The 22,267-nt window shown below is 62.7% G+C and carries 24 protein-coding genes; 14 read left to right on the top strand and 10 right to left on the bottom strand.

The window, feature by feature from the left end:
• Positions 1–28 precede the first annotated feature (28 nt).
• The 7 genes from fabD (at position 29) to gmk (ending at position 6,291) form a co-directional block, all read left to right on the top strand.
• Entirely contained in the window at positions 29–979 is a 951-nt protein-coding gene (gene fabD / locus BM045_RS03110; RefSeq protein ID WP_092179561.1) for an ACP S-malonyltransferase, read from the top strand.
• Positions 980–1,027: 48 nt separating this feature from the next.
• Positions 1,028–1,765, top strand: coding sequence for a 3-oxoacyl-[acyl-carrier-protein] reductase (gene fabG, locus BM045_RS03105; protein WP_092179559.1), 738 nt, complete (start codon positions 1,028–1,030; stop codon positions 1,763–1,765).
• Between the two features lie 212 nt (positions 1,766–1,977).
• Positions 1,978–2,214, top strand: a complete 237-nt coding sequence (locus tag BM045_RS03100; protein ID WP_035100440.1) for an acyl carrier protein — start codon at positions 1,978–1,980, stop codon at positions 2,212–2,214.
• A 30-nt stretch (positions 2,215–2,244) separates the two neighbouring features.
• Complete coding sequence (fabF, locus tag BM045_RS03095; RefSeq protein ID WP_092180859.1) at positions 2,245–3,507, top strand: beta-ketoacyl-ACP synthase II; 1,263 nt, start codon at positions 2,245–2,247, stop codon at positions 3,505–3,507.
• 156 nt (positions 3,508–3,663) lie between these two features.
• Positions 3,664–4,758 (top strand): endolytic transglycosylase MltG, encoded by a 1,095-nt coding sequence (gene mltG, locus BM045_RS03090; protein ID WP_092179557.1) that lies wholly within the window; start codon positions 3,664–3,666, stop codon positions 4,756–4,758.
• Positions 4,755–5,642 carry a YicC/YloC family endoribonuclease gene (locus BM045_RS03085; protein ID WP_244522858.1) on the top strand — a complete coding sequence of 296 codons (888 nt, stop codon included), beginning with the start codon at positions 4,755–4,757 and terminating at the stop codon, positions 5,640–5,642. The genes mltG and BM045_RS03085 overlap by 4 nt, the downstream gene beginning before the upstream one ends.
• A 10-nt stretch (positions 5,643–5,652) precedes the next feature.
• Complete coding sequence (gmk, locus tag BM045_RS03080; protein WP_244522857.1) at positions 5,653–6,291, top strand: guanylate kinase; 639 nt, start codon at positions 5,653–5,655, stop codon at positions 6,289–6,291.
• A gap of 18 nt (positions 6,292–6,309) precedes the next feature.
• Here the strand turns inward: gmk and rsmA are convergent, their stop codons facing one another.
• From rsmA to BM045_RS03050, 6 genes are all read right to left on the bottom strand, one after another.
• The gene (rsmA, locus tag BM045_RS03075; RefSeq protein WP_092179555.1) at positions 6,310–7,158 is read right to left on the bottom strand and encodes a 16S rRNA (adenine(1518)-N(6)/adenine(1519)-N(6))-dimethyltransferase RsmA; all 849 of its coding nucleotides are present in this window, start codon (positions 7,156–7,158) and stop codon (positions 6,310–6,312) included.
• Complete coding sequence (pdxA, locus tag BM045_RS03070; protein ID WP_244522856.1) at positions 7,155–8,141, bottom strand: 4-hydroxythreonine-4-phosphate dehydrogenase PdxA; 987 nt, start codon at positions 8,139–8,141, stop codon at positions 7,155–7,157. Before pdxA ends, rsmA begins: the two co-directional genes overlap by 4 nt.
• 50 nt (positions 8,142–8,191) lie before the next feature.
• The gene (locus BM045_RS03065; protein ID WP_092179551.1) at positions 8,192–9,094 is read right to left on the bottom strand and encodes a peptidylprolyl isomerase; all 903 of its coding nucleotides are present in this window, start codon (positions 9,092–9,094) and stop codon (positions 8,192–8,194) included.
• An 88-nt stretch (positions 9,095–9,182) separates the two neighbouring features.
• Entirely contained in the window at positions 9,183–11,477 is a 2,295-nt protein-coding gene (lptD, locus tag BM045_RS03060) for an LPS-assembly protein LptD (protein WP_092179549.1), read from the bottom strand.
• Between the two features lie 5 nt (positions 11,478–11,482).
• The gene (locus BM045_RS03055) at positions 11,483–12,553 is read right to left on the bottom strand and encodes an LptF/LptG family permease (protein ID WP_092179547.1); all 1,071 of its coding nucleotides are present in this window, start codon (positions 12,551–12,553) and stop codon (positions 11,483–11,485) included.
• Entirely contained in the window at positions 12,550–13,620 is a 1,071-nt protein-coding gene (locus BM045_RS03050) for an LptF/LptG family permease (protein WP_170848344.1), read from the bottom strand. The genes BM045_RS03055 and BM045_RS03050 overlap by 4 nt, the downstream gene beginning before the upstream one ends.
• Positions 13,621–13,798: 178 nt before the next feature.
• Here BM045_RS03050 and BM045_RS03045 point away from each other — a divergent pair, with 178 nt between their 5' ends.
• The 4 genes from BM045_RS03045 to BM045_RS03030 are packed head-to-tail and all read left to right on the top strand — an operon-like array spanning position 13,799 to position 16,724.
• The gene (locus BM045_RS03045) at positions 13,799–15,277 is read left to right on the top strand and encodes a leucyl aminopeptidase (RefSeq protein WP_092179545.1); all 1,479 of its coding nucleotides are present in this window, start codon (positions 13,799–13,801) and stop codon (positions 15,275–15,277) included.
• Positions 15,274–15,609: a gamma-glutamylcyclotransferase family protein gene (locus BM045_RS03040; RefSeq protein ID WP_092179543.1), complete on the top strand. Its 336-nt coding sequence runs from the start codon at positions 15,274–15,276 to the stop codon at positions 15,607–15,609. The genes BM045_RS03045 and BM045_RS03040 overlap by 4 nt, the downstream gene beginning before the upstream one ends.
• A 54-nt stretch (positions 15,610–15,663) precedes the next feature.
• Positions 15,664–16,110 (top strand): DNA polymerase III subunit chi, encoded by a 447-nt coding sequence (locus BM045_RS03035; protein WP_092179541.1) that lies wholly within the window; start codon positions 15,664–15,666, stop codon positions 16,108–16,110.
• On the top strand, positions 16,107–16,724 hold the full coding sequence (locus BM045_RS03030; protein WP_092179539.1) for a DUF6198 family protein: 618 nt from the start codon (positions 16,107–16,109) through the stop codon (positions 16,722–16,724). Before BM045_RS03035 ends, BM045_RS03030 begins: the two co-directional genes overlap by 4 nt.
• 3 nt (positions 16,725–16,727) lie before the next feature.
• Here the strand turns inward: BM045_RS03030 and BM045_RS03025 are convergent, their stop codons facing one another.
• The 4 genes from BM045_RS03025 to BM045_RS03010 all read right to left on the bottom strand — a co-directional run bounded on the left by BM045_RS03025 (position 16,728) and on the right by BM045_RS03010 (position 20,831).
• Entirely contained in the window at positions 16,728–17,549 is an 822-nt protein-coding gene (locus tag BM045_RS03025; RefSeq protein WP_170848343.1) for a DUF4344 domain-containing metallopeptidase, read from the bottom strand.
• Positions 17,550–17,611: 62 nt separating this feature from the next.
• Entirely contained in the window at positions 17,612–18,454 is an 843-nt protein-coding gene (locus BM045_RS03020) for a DUF4344 domain-containing metallopeptidase (RefSeq protein WP_170848342.1), read from the bottom strand.
• 56 nt (positions 18,455–18,510) lie between these two features.
• Positions 18,511–18,963 carry a cupin domain-containing protein gene (locus BM045_RS03015; protein ID WP_092179533.1) on the bottom strand — a complete coding sequence of 151 codons (453 nt, stop codon included), beginning with the start codon at positions 18,961–18,963 and terminating at the stop codon, positions 18,511–18,513.
• Positions 18,960–20,831 (bottom strand): ABC-F family ATP-binding cassette domain-containing protein, encoded by a 1,872-nt coding sequence (locus tag BM045_RS03010; RefSeq protein WP_092179532.1) that lies wholly within the window; start codon positions 20,829–20,831, stop codon positions 18,960–18,962. The genes BM045_RS03015 and BM045_RS03010 overlap by 4 nt, the downstream gene beginning before the upstream one ends.
• A 203-nt stretch (positions 20,832–21,034) precedes the next feature.
• Here BM045_RS03010 and BM045_RS03005 point away from each other — a divergent pair, with 203 nt between their 5' ends.
• The 3 genes from BM045_RS03005 (at position 21,035) to BM045_RS02995 (ending at position 22,152) form a co-directional block, all read left to right on the top strand.
• Entirely contained in the window at positions 21,035–21,412 is a 378-nt protein-coding gene (locus BM045_RS03005) for a hypothetical protein (RefSeq protein ID WP_139198683.1), read from the top strand.
• Positions 21,413–21,524: 112 nt separating this feature from the next.
• Positions 21,525–21,947 (top strand): nucleoside-diphosphate kinase, encoded by a 423-nt coding sequence (gene ndk, locus BM045_RS03000; RefSeq protein WP_092179528.1) that lies wholly within the window; start codon positions 21,525–21,527, stop codon positions 21,945–21,947.
• A gap of 1 nt (position 21,948) precedes the next feature.
• The gene (locus BM045_RS02995) at positions 21,949–22,152 is read left to right on the top strand and encodes a tautomerase family protein (RefSeq protein WP_092179526.1); all 204 of its coding nucleotides are present in this window, start codon (positions 21,949–21,951) and stop codon (positions 22,150–22,152) included.
• Positions 22,153–22,267: the final 115 nt, after the last annotated feature.

The raw sequence follows: 22,267 nt of genomic DNA, 5'->3' as shown, positions 1-22,267 counted from the left end.
TGTCTAACTGAGACAAAGAGGGCCACAGATGACCAAGCGCGCATTCACCTTTCCGGGGCAGGGTAGCCAGGCCGTCGGCATGGGCAAGGATCTGGCTGCGGCCTATCCCGAAGCCCGCGCCGTGTTCCAGGAGGTCGACGAGGCCCTCGGCCAGCGCCTGTCGGCCATCATGTTTGAAGGCCCCGACGACATTCTCCGCCTCACCGAAAATGCCCAGCCGGCCCTGATGGCCGTCAGCATGGCGGTGATCCGCGTGCTCGAGAGCAAGGGCGTCAAGCTCGCCGATCACGCCACCTATGTCGCCGGCCACTCGCTCGGCGAATATTCGGCGCTGGCCGCTGCCGGTACCTTCTCGCTGGGCGATACCGCCCGCCTGCTGAAAACCCGCGGCCAAGCCATGCAGAAGGCCGTGCCGGTCGGTCATGGCGCCATGGCGGCCCTTCTGGGCCTTGATCTCGCCACCGCCCAGGAAGTTGCTACCGAGGCTGCCCAGGGCGATGTCTGCGATGTCGCCAATGACAATGCACCCGGCCAGGTCGTCGTTTCCGGCACCACCGCCGCCGTCGAACGCGCCGTCGAAATCGCCAAGACCAAGGGCGCCAAGCGCGCGCTCCTCTTGCCGGTCTCCGCACCCTTCCATTGCTCGCTGATGCAGCCCGCCGCCGATGCCATGGCCGCGGCGCTGGCCGAAGTCGCCATGAACGCCCCGGTCGTGCCGCTGGTCGCCAATGTGCTGGCTGCCCCGATCACCGATCCCGCCGAGATCCGCCAGCGTCTGGTGGAACAGGTCACCGGCGTCGTGCGCTGGACCGAAAGCGTCACCTGGCTCACCGGCCAGGGCGGTGTCACCCATCTCACCGAACTGGGCACTGGCAAGGTGCTCACCGGCCTCGCCAAGCGCATCAATGCCGAAGCCGTGGCCAATGCCGTCGGCTCGCCGGCCGATATCGACGCCTTCGTCGCCGAGCTCAATTCCTGATTCAGGCCATTAAGAAGCTGAATCACAATCTCCACTGGGGAGGACTAAATGTTTGATCTGACTGGCAAACGCGCGCTGGTAACCGGCGCCAGCGGCGGCATCGGGCGCGAAATCGCCAAGGCGCTGGCCGCCGCCGGCGCCACCGTCGCGCTCTCCGGCACCCGCATGGGTGCGCTGGAAGATACCGCCAGGGAAATTGGCAAGGATTGTCCGATCCTCCCGGCAAACCTCTCCAAGCTCGACGAGGTCGACAAGCTCGTTCCCGCCGCCGAAGCGGCCATGGGCGGCCTCGACATTCTCGTCAACAATGCCGGCATGACGCGCGATAATCTGTTCATGCGCATGAAGGACGAGGAGTGGGACGAGGTCATCGCCGTCAACCTCACCGCCGCCTTTCACCTCAACCGCGCCGTTCTCCGGGGCATGATGAAGCAGCGTTTCGGCCGCATCATCGGCATTTCCTCGGTGGTCGGCGTCACCGGCAATCCGGGGCAGGGCAATTACGCCGCCTCCAAAGCCGGCCTCATCGGCATGAACAAGGCGCTGGCTCATGAAGTGGCCAGCCGCAACATCACCGTCAATTCGATTGCCCCCGGCTTCATCGCCTCGGCCATGACAGACGAGCTCAACGACAAGCAGCGCGAGGCGATTCTGTCCTCGATACCGGCCAATCGGCTGGGTACGGCGCAAGAAGTTGCTGCCTGCGCGGTTTTCCTCGCCAGCGACGCAGCAGCTTACGTCACCGGCCACACGCTCAACGTCAACGGCGGCATGGCGATGGTCTAAATAGCCGGAAACCCGTTGAAAACCGGGGAACTGGCTTATGATAGCGGCGTTTCCTGTGGTAATCGCCGCCGTCGCGTCTCGTTGTGGGCTGCCTTGCAGGCGCTGAAAAGCGCGCTTACATTGCCGAAGTCAGCCAACACGGCGCTTGAAGATTTGGCAGTCCGCCAATAAGAAGCGAAACGAAACCTCGATTTCGAAAAAGGAAGTCTAATATGAGCGATGTCGCTGATCGGGTCCGCAAGATCGTTGTGGAACACCTCAATGTGGATGCCGAGAAGGTTGTCGAGAAGGCCAGCTTCATCGACGATCTGGGTGCAGACTCCCTTGACCAGGTCGAACTGGTGATGGCCTTCGAAGAAGAATTCTCGGTGGAAATCCCCGATGACGCTGCCGAGTCGATCCAGACTTTCGGCGATGCCGTCTCCTTCCTCACCAAGGCTGTCGGCTAACAAGCCGCTAGAGAAACGTTGACCATGGAAATTCGCCGCGTCGTCGTAACCGGGCTGGGCCTTGTAACGCCCCTCGGTTGCGGAGTTGAAGCCACTTGGGCCAATATTTTGGCCGGCAAGAGTGGCGCCAAACGCATCGACGATTTCCAGGTCGATGACATTGCGTGTCAGATCGCTCAACGCTTGCCGCTCGGCGATTACGCCGACGGCAAGTACAATCCAGATGAGTGGATGGACACCAAGGAGCAGCGCAAGGTTGATCCGTTCATCGTTTACGCGATGGCGGCAGCCAAGCAGGCTATCGATGATGCGGGCGTCGAGCCCAAGACTCAGGAAGACCAGGAGCGCACAGGCGTTCTGATCGGTTCCGGTATCGGCGGCGTGGGCGGCATTTATGATGCTTCCATCACGCTGCACGAAAAGGGCCCGCGCCGCATCAGCCCCTTCTTCATTCCCGGCCGTCTGATCAACCTGGCCTCTGGCTATGTATCGATCCGCTTCGGCCTCAAGGGCCCCAACCACTCCGTGGTGACGGCCTGTTCGACGGGCGCCCATGCCATTGGCGACGCCGCACGCCTGATCGCCTTTGGCGATGCCGACGTGATGGTGGCCGGTGGCGCCGAAAGCTGCGTCAATCGCCTGGCGCTCGCCGGCTTTGCTGCAGCCCGCGCCCTCTCGACCAATTTCAACGACAATCCGACCGCCGCCTCGCGCCCCTATGACAAGGACCGCGACGGCTTCGTCATGGGCGAAGGCGCCGGCATTGTCGTGCTCGAAGACTACGAGCGGGCCAAGGCCCGCGGCGCCAAGATCTATGGCGAAGTGGTCGGCTATGGCCTCTCCGGCGATGCCTATCACATCACCGCCCCGTCGCCCGATGGCGATGGCGGTTTCCGCGCCATGAGCGCGGCCATCAAGCGCGCCGGCATCAAGCCGTCCGACATCGACTATATCAACGCCCACGGCACTTCGACGCCGCTCGGCGACGAGATCGAACTGGGCGCGGTGACCCGCGTTCTCGGCGACTCGGCTTCGACGGCCACGATGAGCTCCACCAAATCCGCCATCGGTCACCTCCTGGGTGCCGCTGGCTCAGTGGAAGCCATTTTCTGCCTGCTCGCCATGCGCGACAGCATCGTGCCGCCGACGCTCAACCTCGACAATCCATCGGTCGAAACGGCGATCAATCTGGTGCCCAAGGTGGCGCTCAAGAAGGACGTCAACGTGGCGCTCTCCAACAGCTTCGGCTTCGGCGGCACCAATGCGACCCTCGTGATGCGCAAAGTCGCCTAGTTTTTCCACGCTTCAATGAGAGGCACGTCGCGTCACCGCGGCGTGCCTCTTGTTTTTGGCGCGCCGCATCGCCAACAATGCACACCGGCCATCAGGCTGACTCAAATCGATGACAAGACCCGGCACAACACCGGGCCCTGAGGGTGATTTAGCATCATGAATGACCGCAAGCCGAGGCGCCGCCGCCGTTCCAGCAATGGTTTCGTCGATATTCTCAATGGCCTGCTGTCGCTTCTGGTGCTCGGCCTGCTGCTGGCCGGCGGCATTGCGCTCTATGGCGCATCGCAGTTTTATGGTGACGGCCCGCTGAGCGAGGAAACCACCTTCCGCGTCGAAGCTGGCTCGGGTCTCTCCTCGATCGCTCCGCGCCTCGAAGAGCAGGGGCTGATTTCCAACCAGTATATCTTCCAGGTCGGCAGCCGCGTTTCCGAACTGGCCGGCACCATCAAGCAGGGCGACTTCAGCATCCCGGCGGGCGCCAGCATGGCCGATATCCTGACCGAGCTGACTACCGGCAATCCCATCCGCTATGCCGTGGTCATTCCCGAGGGCTGGACCTCCTGGGAGGCCATCCAGCGCCTCAATGCCGATACAAATATCACCGGCGAAATTACCACGCTCCCCGCCGAAGGCTCGATCCTGCCCGGCAGCTATGACTATGTCCCCGGCGATACCCGCCAGTCGGTTCTCGAGAAGATGCAGTCCGCCATGAACACGGAACTAGCTGCCGTCTGGGAAGGCCGCGATGCCGACCTGCCGATTGAGACGCCCGAGCAATTGCTGGTGCTGGCCTCTATCGTCGAAAAAGAAACCGGCGTCGCCAGCGAGCGGCCACAGGTCGCCGCCGTCTTCGTCAATCGCCTGCGCGAAGGCATGCGCCTGCAGTCCGATCCGACCATCATCTATGGCATCACCAAGGGCCAGTCGACGCTCGGCCGCGGTCTGCGCCGCTCGGAAATCGACCAGCGCACCGACTACAACACTTATCAGATCGACGGTCTGCCGCCAACGCCGATCGCCAATCCGGGCATTGATGCACTCAAGGCCGTCGCCAATCCCGATGCCCACGACTACCTCTACTTCGTCGCCAAGGGCGCGACCCCTAGCGAGGGCCATGTCTTCGCCGAAACCTATGCCGAGCATCAGGACAATGTGGTGCAGTATCGCCGCATCGTCGACGAAGCTGCTCGACAGGCCGAAGAGGCGCGTCAGGCGCTTGAAGCCGAGGAGGCTGGCGAGGCCGGCCAGTGAGCCAGCCCCTCGCCAGCATGACCGGCTATGCCCGCGCCTATGGCGCGGTGGCCGGGGCGTCATTCGCCTGCGAGGTCAAATCGGTCAACGGGCGTGGCCTCGATGTCCGCCTGCGTCTCGCGCCGGGCTTTGACTCGCTGGAAAGCGATATCCGCCAACTGATTGGCAAAACGCTGACCCGTGGCTCGGTGACGCTGAACCTCACCGTCGAGCGGCAGGGGGCAGGCGGCGAGCTTTACCTCAACCGCCAGGCACTCGACACCGTTCTTGCAGCGCTCGACGAGCTGAAGGGCAGGGTGGAGGCCAATCCACCCAGCCTCGACGGCATTCTCGCCCTGCGCGGCGTGCTGGAACAGCGCGACAGCGCGCTGGACGAAGATGGCGAAGCGCTGCAGGCCGCCATTCTCGACGGCGTCTCGCAAGCCCTTGTAGATCTGGCCATCGCCCGCCGCCAGGAAGGCAGCCGCATGGCCACTATCCTGCTTGATCGTCTGCTGGAAATCGAAGCTCTCGTCGCCCGCGCCGAAGCCCATCCCGCCCGCAGCCGCGAGGGCATTCTTGCCCGCCTGCGCCAGCAGATCGCCGATCTCGGCAGCGACACCGGCCTCTCCGAGGAGCGACTGGCCCAGGAAGCGCTGCTGCTCGCCACCAAGGCCGATATCCGCGAAGAACTCGACCGGCTCACCGCCCATATCGCCGCCGCCCGCCAGCTCATCGCCACTGGCGGCGCTGCCGGCCGGCGCCTCGATTTCCTGGCCCAGGAATTCAACCGTGAGGCCAATACGCTGTGCAGCAAGTCCAATGCGGTGGAGCTGACCGCCATCGGCCTTGACCTCAAGGCGGCGATCGATCAATTACGCGAGCAAGTGCAGAACATCGAATAGGATCACACCGATGGAATTCCAGCGTCGCGGCGTCATGCTGGTCATCGCCTCGCCCTCCGGCGCCGGCAAGTCATCCATCTCGCGCGCCCTGTTCGGCGCCGATCCCAATATCAAGCTCTCAGTCTCGGTGACCACCCGCGCCCGCCGCACCGACGAGGTCGACGGCAAGCACTATTATTTCATCGACGTCGAAGCCTTCAAGCGCATGCAGGCCGATGGCGAGCTGCTGGAATCGGCCGAAGTGCACGGCAATTTCTACGGCACGCCGCGCGCCAAAGTCGAAGAACAGCTGGCCGCCGGCAACGACATCCTGTTTGACATCGACTACCAGGGCACGCTGCAGCTCTACAAGAACAGCCGCAAGGACATGGTAACGGTCTTCATCCTGCCGCCCACCATCAAGGAACTCCGCGCCCGCCTCGAACGCCGCGCCCAGGACTCGGTCGGCACCATCGAAAAGCGTCTGCAGAACGCCCGCCGCGAGATGGATCACTTCAACGAATATGACTATGTCATCGTCAACGAAGACCTCGAAGCCTCGACGCAACGCGTCCGCTCCATCCTCGTATCCGCCCGCCTGGATCGACAGCGCCAGCTGAATTTGTCCAGCTTCGTCAAAGACTTGCAGAGCCAGATTGACTCGCTTTAGCGAGTGGAACGGAAGCCGCTAGCCCTGCCTTAGCCCCGGCAAAGCCCGCGCCATAGCCAAAAACGCCTCGATCGCCAAATCCTCCGCCCGCTCGTCACCCTTGAGCCCGGCAGCGGCCAGCAGGCCCTCCACCGGAACCCCGACAGCCTTGAGGCTCTGCCGCACCATTTTGCGCCGCTGGCCAAATGCCGAGCGGGTGATGTGTTCGAGGTTCTTCACTGTCACATCGTCACCCACCGGCTTGGGCTTCAGGTGAACTACGGCCGAGGTCACATTGGGCGGCGGCACGAAAGCCTGCCGGCCCACATTGAAGGCGATCTTGGCATCGCTGCGCCAGCCGGCTAGCACGCCAAGCCTGCCATAGGGATCCTCGCTCGGCTTGGCACAAATCCGCTCGGCCACTTCTCGCTGGAACATCAACGTCAGGCTTTCGAAAAAGCTCGGCCACGGGTCCATGGTCAGCCAGCCTGTGAGAAGCGGCGTGGCGATATTATAGGGCAGGTTGGCGATGATCCGCGTCGGCCCATCGGCCAGCACGCGATAGTCGATCTCCATCGCATCACCGGCGATGACCGTCAGCCGGCCCGGGTAGGCCTCGGCAATCTGTGCCAAGGCGGGCAGGGCCCGCGGATCGCGCTCGATGGCGATCACATCGCGCGCGCCCTCGGCCAGCAGCGCCCGTGTCAACCCGCCCGGACCCGGGCCCACTTCGATAACGCGCACGCCTTCCAGCGGTCCCGCCACGCGGGCAATGCGGGACGTGAGGTTGAGATCGAGCAGGAAATTCTGCCCGAGCTCCTTTTTGGCGCGCAGGCCATGCTCGGCGATGACTTCGCGCAACGGTGGCAGATTATCGATTTGGCTCATAGGGTCGCCGTCATTGCATCGGCCATTCTGATGGCCGCGAGGAAGCTGGCAGGCGAGGCGCGGCCGGTGCCGGCCAGATCGAAGGCCGTGCCATGGTCGGGCGAGGTGCGCACGATGGGCAGGCCCAGCGTCACATTGACCGCCTCTTCAAAAGCCACGGTCTTGATCGGGATCAACGCCTGGTCGTGATACATCGCCACCACGGCGTCATAGCGCGCCCAATGGGTCGGATAAAACAGCGTATCGGCGGGCAGGGGGCCTGTGATCCCGATGCCCTCGAACTGCAGCTGCGCCACGGCCGGTCCGACGATCTCAAGATCTTCCCGCCCGATCGCCCCGCCCTCGCCGGCATGCGGGTTGAGTCCGGCCACGCCGATCTGAGGCTCGGCAATGCCGAAGCGATGCTTGAGGTCATGCGCCACCACCTTGATGGTGTCGACGATCAATTGCTTGGTCAGCAGGTCCGGCACATCGCGGATCGGCACATGGATGGTCACCGGCACGGCGCGCAAGCCACCATGCGCCAGCATCATCACCGGTAGCCGCACCTTGCCGTCCACGGCACAGAGCTCGGCGAGAAATTCGGTATGGCCGGGATGCTTGAAGCCGGCATTGTAAAGCGCCGCCTTGTGGATCGGCGCCGTCACCAGCCCGCGACATGCCCCAGTCAGCGTCGCCGCGACCGCCATCTCGATCGAGCGGATCACCGCCCCCGCCGAAACCGGCGAGGTCTGGCCCGGATGGTCGGGCACCAGGCCATCTACGTCAACAACGGGCAGGGTGTCAGTGAAATCAACCGAACCCGCGGCGCCGATCGCAATATCCAGCCCCAGCCGTTCGGCACGGGCCTGCAAAAACTCGGTATGTCCGAATACGGTAAAATCGGGAAGCCCCAGCTCAACCCGTCGCGCATAGAGCGCCAGAATGAGATCAGGGCCAACGCCAGCAGGTTCGCCCATGCTGATGGCCAGCGGCTTGTCCATCTCGGCCCCCATGGCGGACGAAGGGTCCGCCAGCGGCGGACCCGGTCAGGTTAGTTGTAGATGATCTTGGCACTCTGGCGCAGCTTGGCCAGATAGGCTTCCACTTCCCCGCCCAGCTGGCTATTGCCGGCCTCGGCGCGCAGGTCGCTCTTGATGAAGGTCAGGTCTTCGGCCTGGGTTTTTTCGCAGACCGCCAGCATCGAGACGCCGGTTTCCACCACGCGTGGCTTGGTGATGCCCCCCACATTGAGCCCGGCGAGTTCCTTGGCGATCGGCTCGGGCAATTGCGTCGCATGACGGCGGCCGACATCGATCACCGCCGCATCGGTAAAGCCGAGCGACAGATCAACGGCGGTGTCACAGCCGGAAAACTTGGTGCGATAGTTATTCGCCTGGCCCGAACGGCCCGAGCCGCTGCCGACGAAGATCACTTCCTTGAGGATATAATCGAAGGTCTGGTATTCCTGCACCTTGGCGGCAGCTTCCTGGTCGAGCTGCAGCTCGGAAATCTGCACCTGCGGCATGATCGCCTGCTCGGTCACGGCATTCCAGGCAATGGCAGCGCGCAACCGGTCCTTGAGCGTATCAAGGCCAACGCCGCCACTCTGCAACAGGCCGACCAGCTTGTCCGAGCTGACATTCATATTGCGGGCGATCTGCTGCAGCGCATCATCGACCTGCGCATTGGAGACGGTGATGCCGAGGCGCTTGGCCTCACCATTCTGGATGGCTTCGTCGATCAGCTGTTCCAGCGCACCCTTGGAGCCGCCGTTATTGCCTTCGAGCGCAAACAGCTTCTGGCGCTGGGCAACCTGCAGGTCGGTGACCGGCGTGCCGTTGACGGTGACGCGAACGCCTTGCTGCGCCACGCTCGGCAGGGCGGCGCCCAGCGTCAGCATTGCACCCAGGATCATGGCGCCGGCGGCGCGTCCCCAGAAAGTCTTGGCCATCATTGTTTCCGCCTCACGTCGAACCACCCGCACTCAATGCGGCGGGAATAGCGCGCTGTCAATTGCCCCATGATTGAGGCCAAAATCCGATTTACTGGAAGCTCGGTACCGGCACGGCCCCGGCATAGCCGAGGTCGAGCCCGGCCGGTGCCTTGATCTTGAACGATGCCGTGACACTGGTGGAATTGGGCGAACTATGCGTCGGCCCGGTCCGCGTCGCATCGGCGCCGATCATCAGGTAACCGTCGTCATAGGTCACGCCGCCACCAAACTGCAGGTAGCTGTTGCCGACCAGGTCCCAATAGGCATTGCCGCGGATCGACCAATATTGCGCCACCGGTACCGACACCGACGCGCCGATCTCGTGCTGGTCCTTGATCGCCCCGACCGCCGGATTGGCCGCCAGATAGCTATAGTCGACGCTCGCCGTATAGCCGGCGCCAGCATAGCTGCCGGTCAGCGAGGCGCGGGCAATGCGCAGATTGGTGGTATCGACCTGCAGCTTGCCGCCCGCCTTGATGCCCTCTTCTAGCCCGGCATAGGCGCCCAAAACGGCATAAGAAGCACCATTGCTCAGCCCGCCGCCAACGGCTGTCTGCGCATGATCTGCCGTGGCAAAGGCATTGACGCCTGCCAGATGGAAGCTCTGGCCCGCGATCAGCTCGACATAGCCATTGTCGGAGAAATTGGCCATGTAGCGGCCGCCGACATTGAGCCTCAGGCCCGTCTCCTGGCGATCATTGCCCGAGAAACGGTTGTAGCTGAAGAGGTTGGTGTCATCGAAGACGAAGCTCTGCGCATCGTCATTGGTAATGCCGACCATGCTGGTGTCGCTGCCGCGATAGACCAGCTGCGCGATCGGCTCGATCAGATGCACGGTGGAGCCGTCATTGGCGACCATCGGATAACGCACATCCATGGCGGCGATCGGGGTCGCGCTCCACAGCGTCGTCGCGCCGGGCAGGATCGGGCTCGTGCCATCGTAATAGGCGACATCGGCGCGGCCGCCGAGATAGGGCGTCGCCACGAACCCGCCGGCGCCCACATACTGGTTCTGCCAGCCGGCCTGCAGACTCGCATGCTGCTTGTTGCCGGCATAGCCGAATACATAGGGCACGCCATTGGAGGTCGCAGTGTGATCGGTCTTGCGCTGCACGCCCAAAAGGCGCGCGCTGACGTCCACCTGTCCAAAGCCCGGCGCCAGCCGCTCGACATGGTCATAGCGCACAGCCGGCACGGCAGTGGCCTGATAGGCCTGCGCCGACCACTGCACATTCTCGCCGATCTGGTTGAACTGCTGCACGCGAACGTCGAAATAGGTGTCGCGCGTCAGGTTGGTCGTATAGACCTGATTGATGCTCGATTTTGCCAGGTCGAGGCGATAATCGTAGAGATAGGACGGATCGCTGAAGGTCGAATAGCTCCACCCCACGGTCCAGTCTTTGAGCGGCACGAATTCGCCCGACGTCTGGATCGCGCCGCGCCAGTCCTGCTGCCCGTCGCCGACAAAGGCCGCATTGTCGAACTGCCGGATGCCCGAGGCCTTGAGCTGGATTGAGCCGGTGTCAAAACGCTGCAGCACTTCCGCGCCGAGCAAAAAGCCCTGCCGCGTCATGAAGGTCGGCGTCAGGATCACATCTGTCCATTTGCTTCGATAGGCCTGATAGGGCACCACCACGCGATGGCCGGTCTTTTCGCTATAGTCGTAAGTCGGCATGCGAATGCCTTCGACCGTCTCGGTCTGCAGGTTCGGCAGCCACAGATAGGGCAGCCAGGCCACCGGCACGCCGAGCAATTCCAACGTCGGATTGTCCAGCGCCGTGGAACCATCCGCCGCATTATAGACGATCCGCGTCGCCTTCACCGACCAGCCGATGCGATTGCCATTGTCGTCGATACAGTCGCCACAGGGCGCGTAAGTCGCCTGTTCCAGCAGCGTCTGCAGCGCCGCGTCATAATCCACGCTGTCGGCAGTAATGCGCGCGCCGTCATAGGAGGTGAGGGTGATGGCGTTCAGGAAAGCCTGCCGTGGTGCGCCGGTGACCTTGAGATCGACCATTTCGGCCAGATTGCCGGATGGATCGAGAATCGTCACGCCACCAACGAAGGTGAGGTCCTTGGTATTGCGGTCATAGACCAGCTCGGCGCCGGTCAGCGTATAGCCACTCTGGCGCAGCACCACATTGCCGCTGGCGGTAATCACATTGGTGACGCTGTCGAAGGTCAGCGTATCGGCATCGACGCCGATCGGCGCCGACTCATCGACTGGAGCGCTAAAAAAGTCTTGCGGAACAAGGCCCTGGCCAAAGGCGCTGGTCGAGAGCGTAAGCGCCAGCAGCGCGCTGGCCAAAGCCAGGCGGTGTGGCGAAATACCCCTCTTGGCCATAATCTTCACGCGCGCCCGTCTTCTTTGTGCAGCAGCACCGTCACGCCAATGACGATGGCTACAAACGCCGGTCCGATCGCCGCGAATGTGGGATCGAGAACACCAGTCGACCCGGCACGGTCGGCCATCTCGGTAATCACGAACACGACAAATCCCAGCACGATTCCGTAGAGAACCGCAGGACCATAATTAGAGCCTCTTCGATAACCTGCGGTAAACGCAAAAGCAATGAACAGCGAACCGGTTAGCACAAGAGGAAGCGACAGCAGTTTGATCAGCCGCATGGTGCCTGCAGTGCGGATGGTCTGGTCGGCAACGCCGGCCTGCAACAGCCCCACCAGTTCGAAAAATGTCATGTCCTCGGTGGAGGCCAGTTTGAGCCCCAGCTCCACAGCCGTGGAGTTTGTCGGCAGGCTGTAATTGAACACGGTCTGGGCTGGCCGGTCCGGATTACGGATCGTCGCCACCGGAAAGGTCCAGCGGCCATCCTTGAGCAGCGCCTCGGCCGACTCGACGCGCATTTCTTCGCTGGCGCCGAGATGGAACACCGTCACCTGGCCCAGCGCCGTTCCACCCTGCTGCATGCCAGTGGCCATCATCACATAATGGGTGTCGCCGCTGCGCTGCTCCAGCCAGATTTCCCCGGCCGGCGTCAGCATGCTGGCTTGGCCCGGCGGGGTCGGATTGAGCTGGCGGTTGATCTGGGTGCTGACCGTCTCGATGCCCAGCGTCACTCCGAGGCTGGCAATGGCCAGGACGATCACCGGCGCCCGCACCGTGCGCCAGATCGAAATGCCGCTGGCCTGGATCACCGTCAGTTCATGGCGTGACTTGAGATCGATGAAGCCGAGAATCGCCCCCATGAGAACCGTCACCGGCAGCGTCTTGATGGTCCATTTGACCGCACTCATCGCCACCATCAGCAAGGCACCCGCCAGGCCATGCTGGTCGGCGACATAGTTGAAGCGCCAGGTGTCGAGCGATTCCACCAGGCCGATCAGCCCATAAAACACCAGCACCGTCACGACGATGCGGCTGCCGACGCGGTTGAGCACCACCCAGTCGATCCGGTTCATGCCGGCACCATCATGGGAATGCGCCGTGGTCGCGCCCGCAGGAACAGAGCTATGCCCGCCACCACGATCAGCAGCAGCGCACCTGTTGCCGTACCAAACGGGCTATAAGCACTGATGCCGCGCTCGCCAAAGGCGATCAGCAGCACCAGCGCTTCCATCGGCACGTTGAAGCGAGTGCGCCGCCCGCTCGGGAAACCCATGATCGCCAGCACCATGATTGCCATGCCGACGACGCGCAGTCCTTCGGACATGCGATTGGCGATCAGCATGAGAAGGCTATGGTTCCAGTCGCCGCTGGCCATGGCCTCGCTCACGAGGGTTATCGTATCCTTTTCCAGCATCGGATCGGTCGCCGCGACCGAAGCGGCCAACTGGTCGACGCTGACGTCATAGCGGGCAAAGGAAATCTCGGAAAACCGGCCATTGGCATTGCTATATTGCAGCGTGCCATTGCGCAGCTCGAGCACATAGTCGTCGCCATAGGAGGAGACGCGTGCCGACTCGGCGATATAGGTCTGCCTTGTTTCCGGATCGCGCCGGTCGTCGGCGAAGAATTCGCGAATCTCGCCATCGCCCTCGCGCCCGCCGATCAGCAGCACCACGCCCGGCGTCACCTGGGTAAAACGCCCCGGTCGCAGCGTGGAACTGACCAGATCCGCCGCCACGCTGGCATTGAGGATATTGAGCCGGCGATTGGCGGCCGGCTCGGCAAAATTGGACAGCAGCAGCACGGCCAGCACGCCGACGCCTGCCACCACGCCGGTGGCACTCCACAGCGAAGGCAGGCCATGGCTGGTATGGATGATATGCAGCTCGCGATTGGCCTGCAGCGCCTGCAGCGCGCGCGTCAACCCGATGCCGACGCAGATATAAAAGAACGAAATCGCCAGCGGCGGCATGGTCAGCAGTGCCTGTGCCCCCAGCACCAGGATGCTCTGCCCCTTGACCGAAATCACGTCGAACGAACGCAGGCAGTTGACCAGCCACAGCAGGAAGCACACCACGCCGAACAGGATCAGCGCGTCCGTCACGAACAGGCGTGCGAGATAGGCGGTCAGTCTCTTCATGCGCGTGGGTCTAGGGCTCCAATGCGGCCGGACCTTGGTGCAGTTCGCTTTGCCACACAAGCGCACAGCCTCTTGTGCACGGATTTGCGTGGCGGCTGTTGCGGGATTGACGCGCCGGACAAAGCCCTCAATGTAAAAGCCACCTTCCAATCGCTTTTTCCTGCGCCCAAGGCCCTTTATGTCCCAGTCCCTCACCATCCGCACGGCGCCCTTCGGTGCTGTTTCCGCCATGACGACCATTGTCTATGCCTTCGAGGATGCCGCGCCCGCTGGCGCTGCTGCCGAAGCCTGGTCGGCCACCGGTCTGGTCTGGGCCGAGACCGCCGCCGCCGGTGGCTTCAAGGGCAAGCAGGGTCATGCGCTCGACGTGCTTGGGGCAGGGGGCAAGCGCCTCATCGTCCTCGGCAGCGGCAAGGCCGGCGCGGAACCGCCGCTTAATGGCTGGACCGACCGCGGCGGCTCGCTGCTGGCCAAGATTGCCGCCAGCCGTGCCGAAACCATTGCCGTCATTCTCGATGAAGCCGGCGCTACCCCCGCCGCCATCGGTGAACTGGCCGCCGGCCTGCGCCTGCGCCACTACAGGTTCGACAAATACAAATCGGCCCGCACTGACGACGCGCCGGCCGCGCTCGACATTACGCTCCATGTCGCCGATCCCGCCGCCGCAGACCGCGCCATTGCCGACCGCAATGCCGTCGTCGACGGTACCCTGCTGGCCCGCGACCTGATCAACGAGCCGGCCAATGTGCTGGGCCCAGTGGAATTCGCTGCTCGCGCCAGCGAATTGGCCAAGCTCGGCGTCCATGTGGAAGTGCTCGAACCCGAAGCGCTGGAACAGCTCGGCATGGGCTCGCTGCTCTGCGTCGCGCAAGGGTCGGATCGTCCGGCCCGCCTCGTCGTCATGCAATGGCGTGGCGGCAATCCCGGCGATGCGCCGCTGGCCTTCGTCGGCAAGGGGGTGGTCTTCGATACTGGCGGCATTTCCATCAAGCCCGCTGCCTCGATGGAGGACATGAAGGGCGATATGGGCGGTGCCGCTGCCGTCACCGGCCTGCTGCACGCCCTGGCTGCCCGCAAGGCCCCGGTCAATGTCGTCGGCGTCATTGGTCTCGTCGAAAACATGCCCTCCGGCAAGGCGGTCCGTCCCGGCGATATCGTCAAGGCGATGAGCGGCACCACTATCGAAGTCATTAACACCGATGCCGAAGGCCGTCTCGTCCTCGCCGATGCGCTCTGGTACACGCAGGACCGCTTCAAGCCCAAGTTCATGATCAACCTGGCGACCCTGACCGGCGCCATCGTCGTCGCGCTCGGTCACGAACACGCCGGCCTCTTCTCCAACAATGATGAACTGGCCATCCAGCTGCTCAACGCCGGGCTCAATGCCAATGAAAAGCTCTGGCGCATGCCGCTCGGCGCCGCCTATGACAAGCTGATCGAATCCAAATTCGCCGACATCCGCAATTCCGTCGGCCGCCCCGCCGGCTCGATCACCGCCGCCCAGTTCCTGCAGCGCTTCGTCAACAATGTGCCCTGGGCCCATCTCGACATTGCCGGCACGGCCTTTGGCGCCGGCAATTCCGAGGTCAACACCTCTTGGGCGCCGGGCTTTGGCGTCGCATTGCTCGATCGGCTGGTGCGGGACTACTATCAGTGACGGCGCAGCATCGCCTGGCCACCTATGGAACGCTGGCGCCTGGCCGTCCCAATCACCACCAGCTCGATGGTCTGGCCGGCACCTGGCGCCAGGGACAGGTCACCGGTCATCTGCATCAGTCGGGCTGGGGCGCCGCCATGGGCTTTCCCGGCCTGGTCCCCGACCCCGCCGGTCCGCAGGTCGCGGTCATGGTGTTTGAATGCCCTGACCTGCCGGACCACTGGGCGCGCCTCGATGCCTTCGAGGGCGAGGGCTATCGCCGCGTCGTGGTCGATGTTCAGCTCGATGGCATGGCCGTCGCGGCATGCATCTACGTTCTGGCAGGGAACTGAAGCCGTGCAGTCAGCGCTCTTCCCTTGCCGGCCCGAACGGTCATAGTAGCGGCCATGACCGACGTCCTCTTCTATCACCTCGAACCGCGCCCGCTCGAAGCGGTCATTCCGCTGCTGCTGGAAAAGACCCTCGAACGCGGCTGGCGCGCGGTGGTGGAGGTCGGCTCCACCGAGCGAGCCGAAGCGCTCGACGCCCATCTCTGGACCTTCCGCGACGACAGTTTCCTGCCCCACGGTCTTGCCGGGGACGATACCGAAGCGCATCAGCCGATCCTGCTCACCACGGCCACCGACAATCCCAATAGCGCCAATGTCCGCTTTTTCGTCGACCGCGCCGTGCCGCAATCGACCGACGGCTACGAGCGCATCGTCTATATGTTTTCCGGCCACGATCCCGACGCCGTCGCCGAGGCGCGTTTAGCCTGGCGCGCGCTCAAGGGTAACAGTGTGCTAACCTATTGGCAGCAGGAAGCCGACGGCCGCTGGGTCAAAAAGGCATGACAAGTGATCTCGCGACGCCCAGCCGCCACACCCTGCCGGAAGACCTGTTCGCCATCCTGATAGGCACCATGCTGGTCTCGCTCGGCGTTGTGCTTTACGCCGAAGCCACGCTCACCACTGGCAGCACCGCGGGCCTGGCTTTGCTGCTGCAATATGGCACTGGCATTCCCTTCGGCTGGCTGTTCTTCGCCATCAACCTGCCGTTCTATGTCCTGGCGCTGCTGCGCATGGGCTGGCCCTTTGCCATCAAGACCTTCATCGGTGTTGGCCTGGTTTCGTATTTCACCGCCAACATCCCGCTGTGGCTCGATATTTCCAGCATCCAGCCGCTGTTCGCAGCGCTGCTTGGCGGCGGCCTGATCGGGCTAGGCATTCTCTCGCTGGCCCGTCACAAGGCCAGCGTCGGCGGCATCAATATCCTGGCGCTCTATCTGCAGGACAATTTCGGCATCCGCGCCGGCTATTTCCAGCTCGGCGTCGATGCGGTCATCCTCATCGCCGCCTTCTTCGTGCTGCCGGTCGACCGGGTGATCTATTCGATCCTGGGGGCTCTGGTGCTCAACATGATCATCGCCACCAACCACAAACCCGGTCGCTACGTCGGCTTCAGCTAGGCCTCACTCTTCTTCGAAAGAATGGCCAAGGATATCGACCAGATAGAGCTGGAACATATCGGCGGCGAGTTCGTAGCAATAGGTGATCTCGCTGTCGCTCGGGCTGTAATAGGCATTGGACTCGCCACATAGCGCCGCCCTGAAGGTCACTGGCCCCGGCAGCACATAGCGGCTCATCACCAGCTTTGCTGCCCGCTCCAGCACTTCGCGTTCTTTGAGCATTTCGGCAAAGGCGTCGAGGTCGCCGGCATCCTCATAGGTGACGGTGATCTCGGCGCCCGGCTCGTTTGCCACCGCATGCGGCTCGAGCAGATAGGTCCACGACGTATAGGCCTGGTCATAGGTATAGGCGCAGCTATCGACGCGATCCTGGTCGAGTTCATAGGCCTCGGCCGTCTGCGAAAAAGCCTCCGGGTCCTTGCCGACCATAAGGCAGACCATGGCATAGGCCCGCTGGATATCGAGGCTGTGCTCGTCATAATAGGAAAAGTCTTCGACGCCAGATCCGGTCGATTTCACCGCGTTGAAATACCAACCGTCCGAGGCATCGACCAGCGCATTATAGCTGTCCATGTCCTCGTCATCGGTCAGCAGCATGATCGTTGCTAGCGCGTCGGCGGCGTCCTCTTCCTTGCCCAGCACCGGAATGCCCAGCTCGCCGACCAGCATGTGGCCGATCTCGTGATAGAGGGTGAAGGTCGCGTCATGCATGGCAAATTCGACGGCTGCCGTCAGGTCTTCCTCGGGAATGTCTTGGGCATGGGCAAGCGAGACGGGCGCCGTGGCCAGGGCCAGGGCGAAGAGAGCAAGTGACGAAGCACGCAAGATGATCTCCCAAGCAGCGGCCCCACGCCGCGGCAAGCATCTAAGCATACAAAGATTATGACTTACTTGTTTTTTCGCTTGCTGTTTGCAGGCGGTATTTCGCCTTCTTCCAGATTGGCTGCGTAGAGATCCATATAGTCCTGCATCAGCTCGTAGCAGAAGATCACTTCCACCGTTTCCGGATCATAGAAGGCATTGGCCTCGCCGCAGCGCTTGGCATTGAACTGCACCGTCTGGCGCAGGCGATAGCGGCTGCGCAATTCATCGGCCACCGCGTCGAACACGCCGCTGGAGCGGAACGCGTCGGCGGCGGCCTTCAGCTGCCCGCTGACATGGTGATAGGTCACATCGACCTCGGTGCCGCTGTGCTTCTTGCTGCCGGCATTGGCCAGCAGGCCCTCAAGCGAGCGGTTGATCGTGTCATAGTCCGACTGGCAGCTTTTCTGGCGATCGCGCTCCAGCCGATATTCGCTGGCCACCGGCTCGAAGGCGTCGTCGTCCATGCCAACCATCAAGCAGACGATCTGGTAGGCCCGCTGCTTGTCGAGGCTATGCGCCGCCGCATAGTCGCTTTCCAGACCACCGCTGTCATAAGCAATGCCCGACAGGATCCAGCCCTGCGCCGCATCCTTGAGCGCCTGGTCGGCCTCGGCGGTCTTCTGCCGCAACAGCGTCCAGGTCGCCACATTGTCGGCAGCATCTTCCTCGCGGCCCAACACCGGCAGCTGCAGCTGGTCGAACAGCAGGTGCCCCACCTCATGGTAGAGCACGAAAAGACTGTTGTTATAGGCAAAGCGCCGCTGTTCGGCGCGCTGCTGCTTGGTCAGATCCTGCGCCTGCACGGCGCCGGACATCAGGGCGAGGCCCATGGCAGCAATGAAAATCAGCTTTTTGGACAAGGACATCGCGCGCTTTCGGCCGATCTTCATGACACCCATGAGACCGGCAAGCGCCGCCCCTGTCAACCGGCCGATTGCCCGGTTTGGTTACTGGCCGGTGTCCAGTCCGGCGCCGCCAGCTCGAAGCCGGCAAAGCGGAAGCCGGGCGACACCGTGCACCCCACCAGCGTCCAGGCTCCGGTGCTGACGCCCGATTGCCAGACCCGGCGCGGTACCACAACTTGCGGCCGCTGCCCGCGGATCAGGTCATTGCCCAGCATATGCTCGTTGACCGTCTTGCCGTCAAAAATCGACAGTTTCAGCGGTGCGCCGGCATACCAGTGCCAGACCTCCACTGCATCGACGCGATGCCAATGAGACACGTCGCCGGCCTGCAGCAGATAATAGATCGCCGTCGACCAGGCCCGGCCTTCGACCGTCTCCTCGTCCTTATAGGACTGCACATACCAGCCGCCCTCGGGATGGCGCTGCATCCGCAGCGAGGCGATGACGTCCTCGGCGCTGAGGTCGCTCATGCCTTTTCAGCCTCTTCCAGCTCCGCGCTCAGCGCCAGCCACTGCTCTTCCTGGCTTTCGAGCTCGCTGGTGAAACGCGCCTTGTCCTTGCCCAGGGCAATCATCTTGTCGGCCGGGCCGTTGTAGATCTTGGGATCTTCCAGCTGTGCGTCGACCTTGCCGATCTCGCTCTTGAGCCGGGCGATCTTGGTCTCGGCATCCTTGATCTTGCTCTTGATCGGCGCCACTTCCGCGCGCTTGGCCGCCGCTTCCTGCTTGGAAAGCTTTGCCGCGCCCTTGTTGCCGCCGCCACCACCCTTGCCTTCCTTGGTGGAAGTGATGCTGCGCTGATAGCTGTCGAGATCTTCGTCCAGCTCGCGAATGCCGCCATTTTCGGCAATCCATAGCGTATCGCAGGTCGCCTCGATCAGGTGGCGATCATGGCTGATGATCAGCACGGCGCCTTCATAATCGTTGAGCGCATGCACCAGCGCATCTCGGCTATCGATATCGAGATGGTTGGTCGGCTCGTCGAGGATCATCATCCCCGGGCCGCTGAAGGTGATGAGACCCATCAGCAGGCGAGCGCGCTCGCCACCCGAAAGGTTCTTCGCCTTGGTGTCCATGCGCGACTTGGTGAGCCCCATCTGGCTCAGTCGCGAGCGGCGCCGCGCCTCGCTCTCGGTCGGCATCAGGTCGACCACATGCTCGAATGGCGTCCATTCGGGCTTGAGCTTGTCCATCTGGTGCTGGGCAAAATGGGCGATCTCGAGCTTCTTGCCCTTGCGCAAAGTGCCGCCCATCGGCTCGATATCGCCGGCCAGGAGCTTGGCAAATGTCGACTTGCCATTACCGTTGACGCCGATCAGCGCGATGCGATCCTCGGGATCGATGCGCATGTTGATATTGCGCAGAATGGTCTTGTCGCCATAGCCGGCCGAAACGCCGTCCAGCGACAGCATCGGCGTCGCCGCCTCGGCCTTGGGCTGCTGGAAGGTGAAGGGCGCGGCATATTCATCGAACATCGCCGCCGGCGGCCGCAGTTTTTCGATCATCTTCATGCGCGACTGGGCCTGCTTGGCCTTGCTGGCCTTGGCCTTGAAGCGATCAACGAATTTCTGCAGATGCGCCACCTGGTCGAGCGCCTTGTCGCGGCCCTTATTGTTGAGCTCCATCTGCATGCGACGGGTGGTTTCGAACGTGTCGTAATTGCCCTTGTAGAAGGTCAGCTTGCGATGTTCGAGATGGATGATCGAATTGACCGACTTGTTGAGCAGGTCGCGATCATGGCTGATCATGAAGACGGTATAGGGATAGGTGGCGAGATATTTCTCCAACCACAGCGTACCTTCGAGATCGAGATAGTTGGTCGGCTCGTCGAGCAGCAGCAGGTCGGGCTGGGAAAACAGCACGCCCGCCAGCGCCACGCGCATGCGCCAGCCGCCCGATAGCTCATGCGTTGGCGAATTCTGCCGGTCCTGCTCGAAGCCCAGGCCCTTGAGGATCGACGAAGCCCGCGCCTCGGCCGAATAGGCGTCGATATCGGCCAGCCGTGTATAGATATCGCTGATCCGGTTCGGGTCTTCGGCCGTCTCGGCCTCGGCCAGCAGCGCCGTGCGCTCCTTGTCGGCCGCCAGCACCACGTCCAGCACGCTTTCATTGCCGGCCGGCGCTTCCTGCGCCACCGCGCCGATGCGCGCCTTCTTGTTGAGGTCGAACGAGCCGGAATCGAGCGAGATATGGCCCTGGATCAGGTGGAACAGCGTGGTCTTGCCGGTGCCGTTCTTGCCGACGAAGCCGGTTTTGGAGCCGGTCGGCAGCACCACGGATGCATCCTCGAACAGCTCGCGGCCCTGGATGCGATAGGTGAGATTGTTGATGGTCAGCATTGGTGCGGCAATCTGTGGAGAGGGCAGGGCGGCAGCAGGCGCAAGAGCGTCACAACCGGCCGGCAATAAAACTGTTGCCGTTCGATAGGGGCTCCCGAGGCCCATGGCAACCGGCACTTGCCGCATACGTGCCCCTTTGTCGCGCTACCGAAATGCCATCCACGCATTATCTCAAGCACTTGCACTGCAAAAAGGATGACGACATGAACATCGCCACACTCGGCCTTGCCGCCACAATCGCCCTGGCCAGCACCGGTTTTGCCGCTGCCCAGCAGGCCCGGCAACTCGACGACCTCGACGCCGATCGCATCAATGCCAACCAGATCACCATCACCTTCGAGTATGATGGCGGCGCCTGCGAGCAAGTCGCTCCTGCCGAAGTCGGCGAACTGGTCGATGGTACGCTCGCCGTCAATTTCCCGGTGATTTCCACGGCCGAAGTGTGCACCCAGCAGATCGTCGAAATCGAGGTCGAGCAGACGATCCCCGCCGAAAACATTATCTCGCGGATCGACGTCACGCTGACCGGTCCCGATGGCGTGGTCATCGCCACCGGCAGCACGGACGTCGACCACCACTGACCGCTTAAGCTAAAAGGCCGCGCATTCTTGCATGCGCGGCCGTCTTGCCTCCGTCAAAGTCTGACGCTACAAGGCGCGACCTTTCCAACAGACCCATTCAAGGATCGACCCCATGGCGCTCGAACGCACTTTCTCCATCATCAAGCCGGATGCCGTCCGTCGTAACCTCATCGGCAAGATCGTTACCAAGTTCGAGGAAGCCGGTCTGACCCCGATCGCCCTCAAGAAGATCCACATGACCCGCGCCCAGGCCGAAGGCTTCTACGCAGTACACAAGGAACGCCCCTTCTTTGGCGAACTGGTCGAGCAGATGATCGCTTCGCCCGTCGTCGTTCAGGTCCTGGAAGGCGAAGGCGCCATCCTCAAGAACCGTGAAGTCATGGGCGCAACCAACCCGGCCAATGCTGCCGAAGGCACTATCCGCAAGGAATTCGCCCTTTCGATCGGCGAAAACTCGGTCCACGGTTCGGACGCTCCCGAAACCGCCGCTGAAGAAATCAAGTATTTCTTCTCCGACGAAGAACTGGTCGGCTAATATGCCATTCATCAGCGTCCGCATTCTCGAAGGTGCCACCCCGGAGCAAAAGTCCGAGGTCATCGCCGGCATTACGGACGTCATGGTGAAGGTTCTCGGCAAGAACCCGGAGACCACCCACATCGTCATCGAGGATGTGCCGGCGGAAAACTGGGGTCACAAGGGAAAATCTGTCGCCGATGCGCGCAAGCAATCCGGCTCCTGACCTGCAAAGCCCTTCGTGAAATCGAAGGCCGCCCGCCGGGCGGCCTTTTGCTTTAATTGTGCTACGCTGTGTTCATCTCAGCATCACCCTGCCAATGCAGGGTTTCCTCTCCATC

Origin of the sequence: Devosia sp. YR412 (assembly GCF_900110945.1) — a bacterium.
Taxonomy (GTDB): domain Bacteria; phylum Pseudomonadota; class Alphaproteobacteria; order Rhizobiales; family Devosiaceae; genus Devosia.
Note: the sequence above shows the minus strand (reverse complement) of the source record. Positions and strands in the feature narration are given on the sequence as shown.

Coding starts and splice junctions, on each gene's coding strand:
- fabD (WP_092179561.1), top strand. CDS start 29: ATGACCAAGCGCGCATTCACCTTTCCGGGGCAGGGTAGCCAGGCCGTC.
- fabG (WP_092179559.1), top strand. CDS start 1,028: ATGTTTGATCTGACTGGCAAACGCGCGCTGGTAACCGGCGCCAGCGGC.
- BM045_RS03100 (WP_035100440.1), top strand. CDS start 1,978: ATGAGCGATGTCGCTGATCGGGTCCGCAAGATCGTTGTGGAACACCTC.
- mltG (WP_092179557.1), top strand. CDS start 3,664: ATGAATGACCGCAAGCCGAGGCGCCGCCGCCGTTCCAGCAATGGTTTC.
- gmk (WP_244522857.1), top strand. CDS start 5,653: ATGGAATTCCAGCGTCGCGGCGTCATGCTGGTCATCGCCTCGCCCTCC.
- rsmA (WP_092179555.1), bottom strand. CDS start 7,158: ATGAGCCAAATCGATAATCTGCCACCGTTGCGCGAAGTCATCGCCGAG.
- pdxA (WP_244522856.1), bottom strand. CDS start 8,141: ATGGACAAGCCGCTGGCCATCAGCATGGGCGAACCTGCTGGCGTTGGC.
- BM045_RS03065 (WP_092179551.1), bottom strand. CDS start 9,094: ATGATGGCCAAGACTTTCTGGGGACGCGCCGCCGGCGCCATGATCCTG.
- lptD (WP_092179549.1), bottom strand. CDS start 11,477: ATGGCCAAGAGGGGTATTTCGCCACACCGCCTGGCTTTGGCCAGCGCG.
- BM045_RS03055 (WP_092179547.1), bottom strand. CDS start 12,553: ATGAACCGGATCGACTGGGTGGTGCTCAACCGCGTCGGCAGCCGCATC.
- BM045_RS03050 (WP_170848344.1), bottom strand. CDS start 13,620: ATGAAGAGACTGACCGCCTATCTCGCACGCCTGTTCGTGACGGACGCG.
- BM045_RS03045 (WP_092179545.1), top strand. CDS start 13,799: ATGTCCCAGTCCCTCACCATCCGCACGGCGCCCTTCGGTGCTGTTTCC.
- BM045_RS03035 (WP_092179541.1), top strand. CDS start 15,664: ATGACCGACGTCCTCTTCTATCACCTCGAACCGCGCCCGCTCGAAGCG.
- BM045_RS03030 (WP_092179539.1), top strand. CDS start 16,107: ATGACAAGTGATCTCGCGACGCCCAGCCGCCACACCCTGCCGGAAGAC.
- BM045_RS03020 (WP_170848342.1), bottom strand. CDS start 18,454: ATGTCCTTGTCCAAAAAGCTGATTTTCATTGCTGCCATGGGCCTCGCC.
- BM045_RS03015 (WP_092179533.1), bottom strand. CDS start 18,963: ATGAGCGACCTCAGCGCCGAGGACGTCATCGCCTCGCTGCGGATGCAG.
- BM045_RS03010 (WP_092179532.1), bottom strand. CDS start 20,831: ATGCTGACCATCAACAATCTCACCTATCGCATCCAGGGCCGCGAGCTG.
- BM045_RS03005 (WP_139198683.1), top strand. CDS start 21,035: ATGAACATCGCCACACTCGGCCTTGCCGCCACAATCGCCCTGGCCAGC.
- ndk (WP_092179528.1), top strand. CDS start 21,525: ATGGCGCTCGAACGCACTTTCTCCATCATCAAGCCGGATGCCGTCCGT.
- BM045_RS02995 (WP_092179526.1), top strand. CDS start 21,949: ATGCCATTCATCAGCGTCCGCATTCTCGAAGGTGCCACCCCGGAGCAA.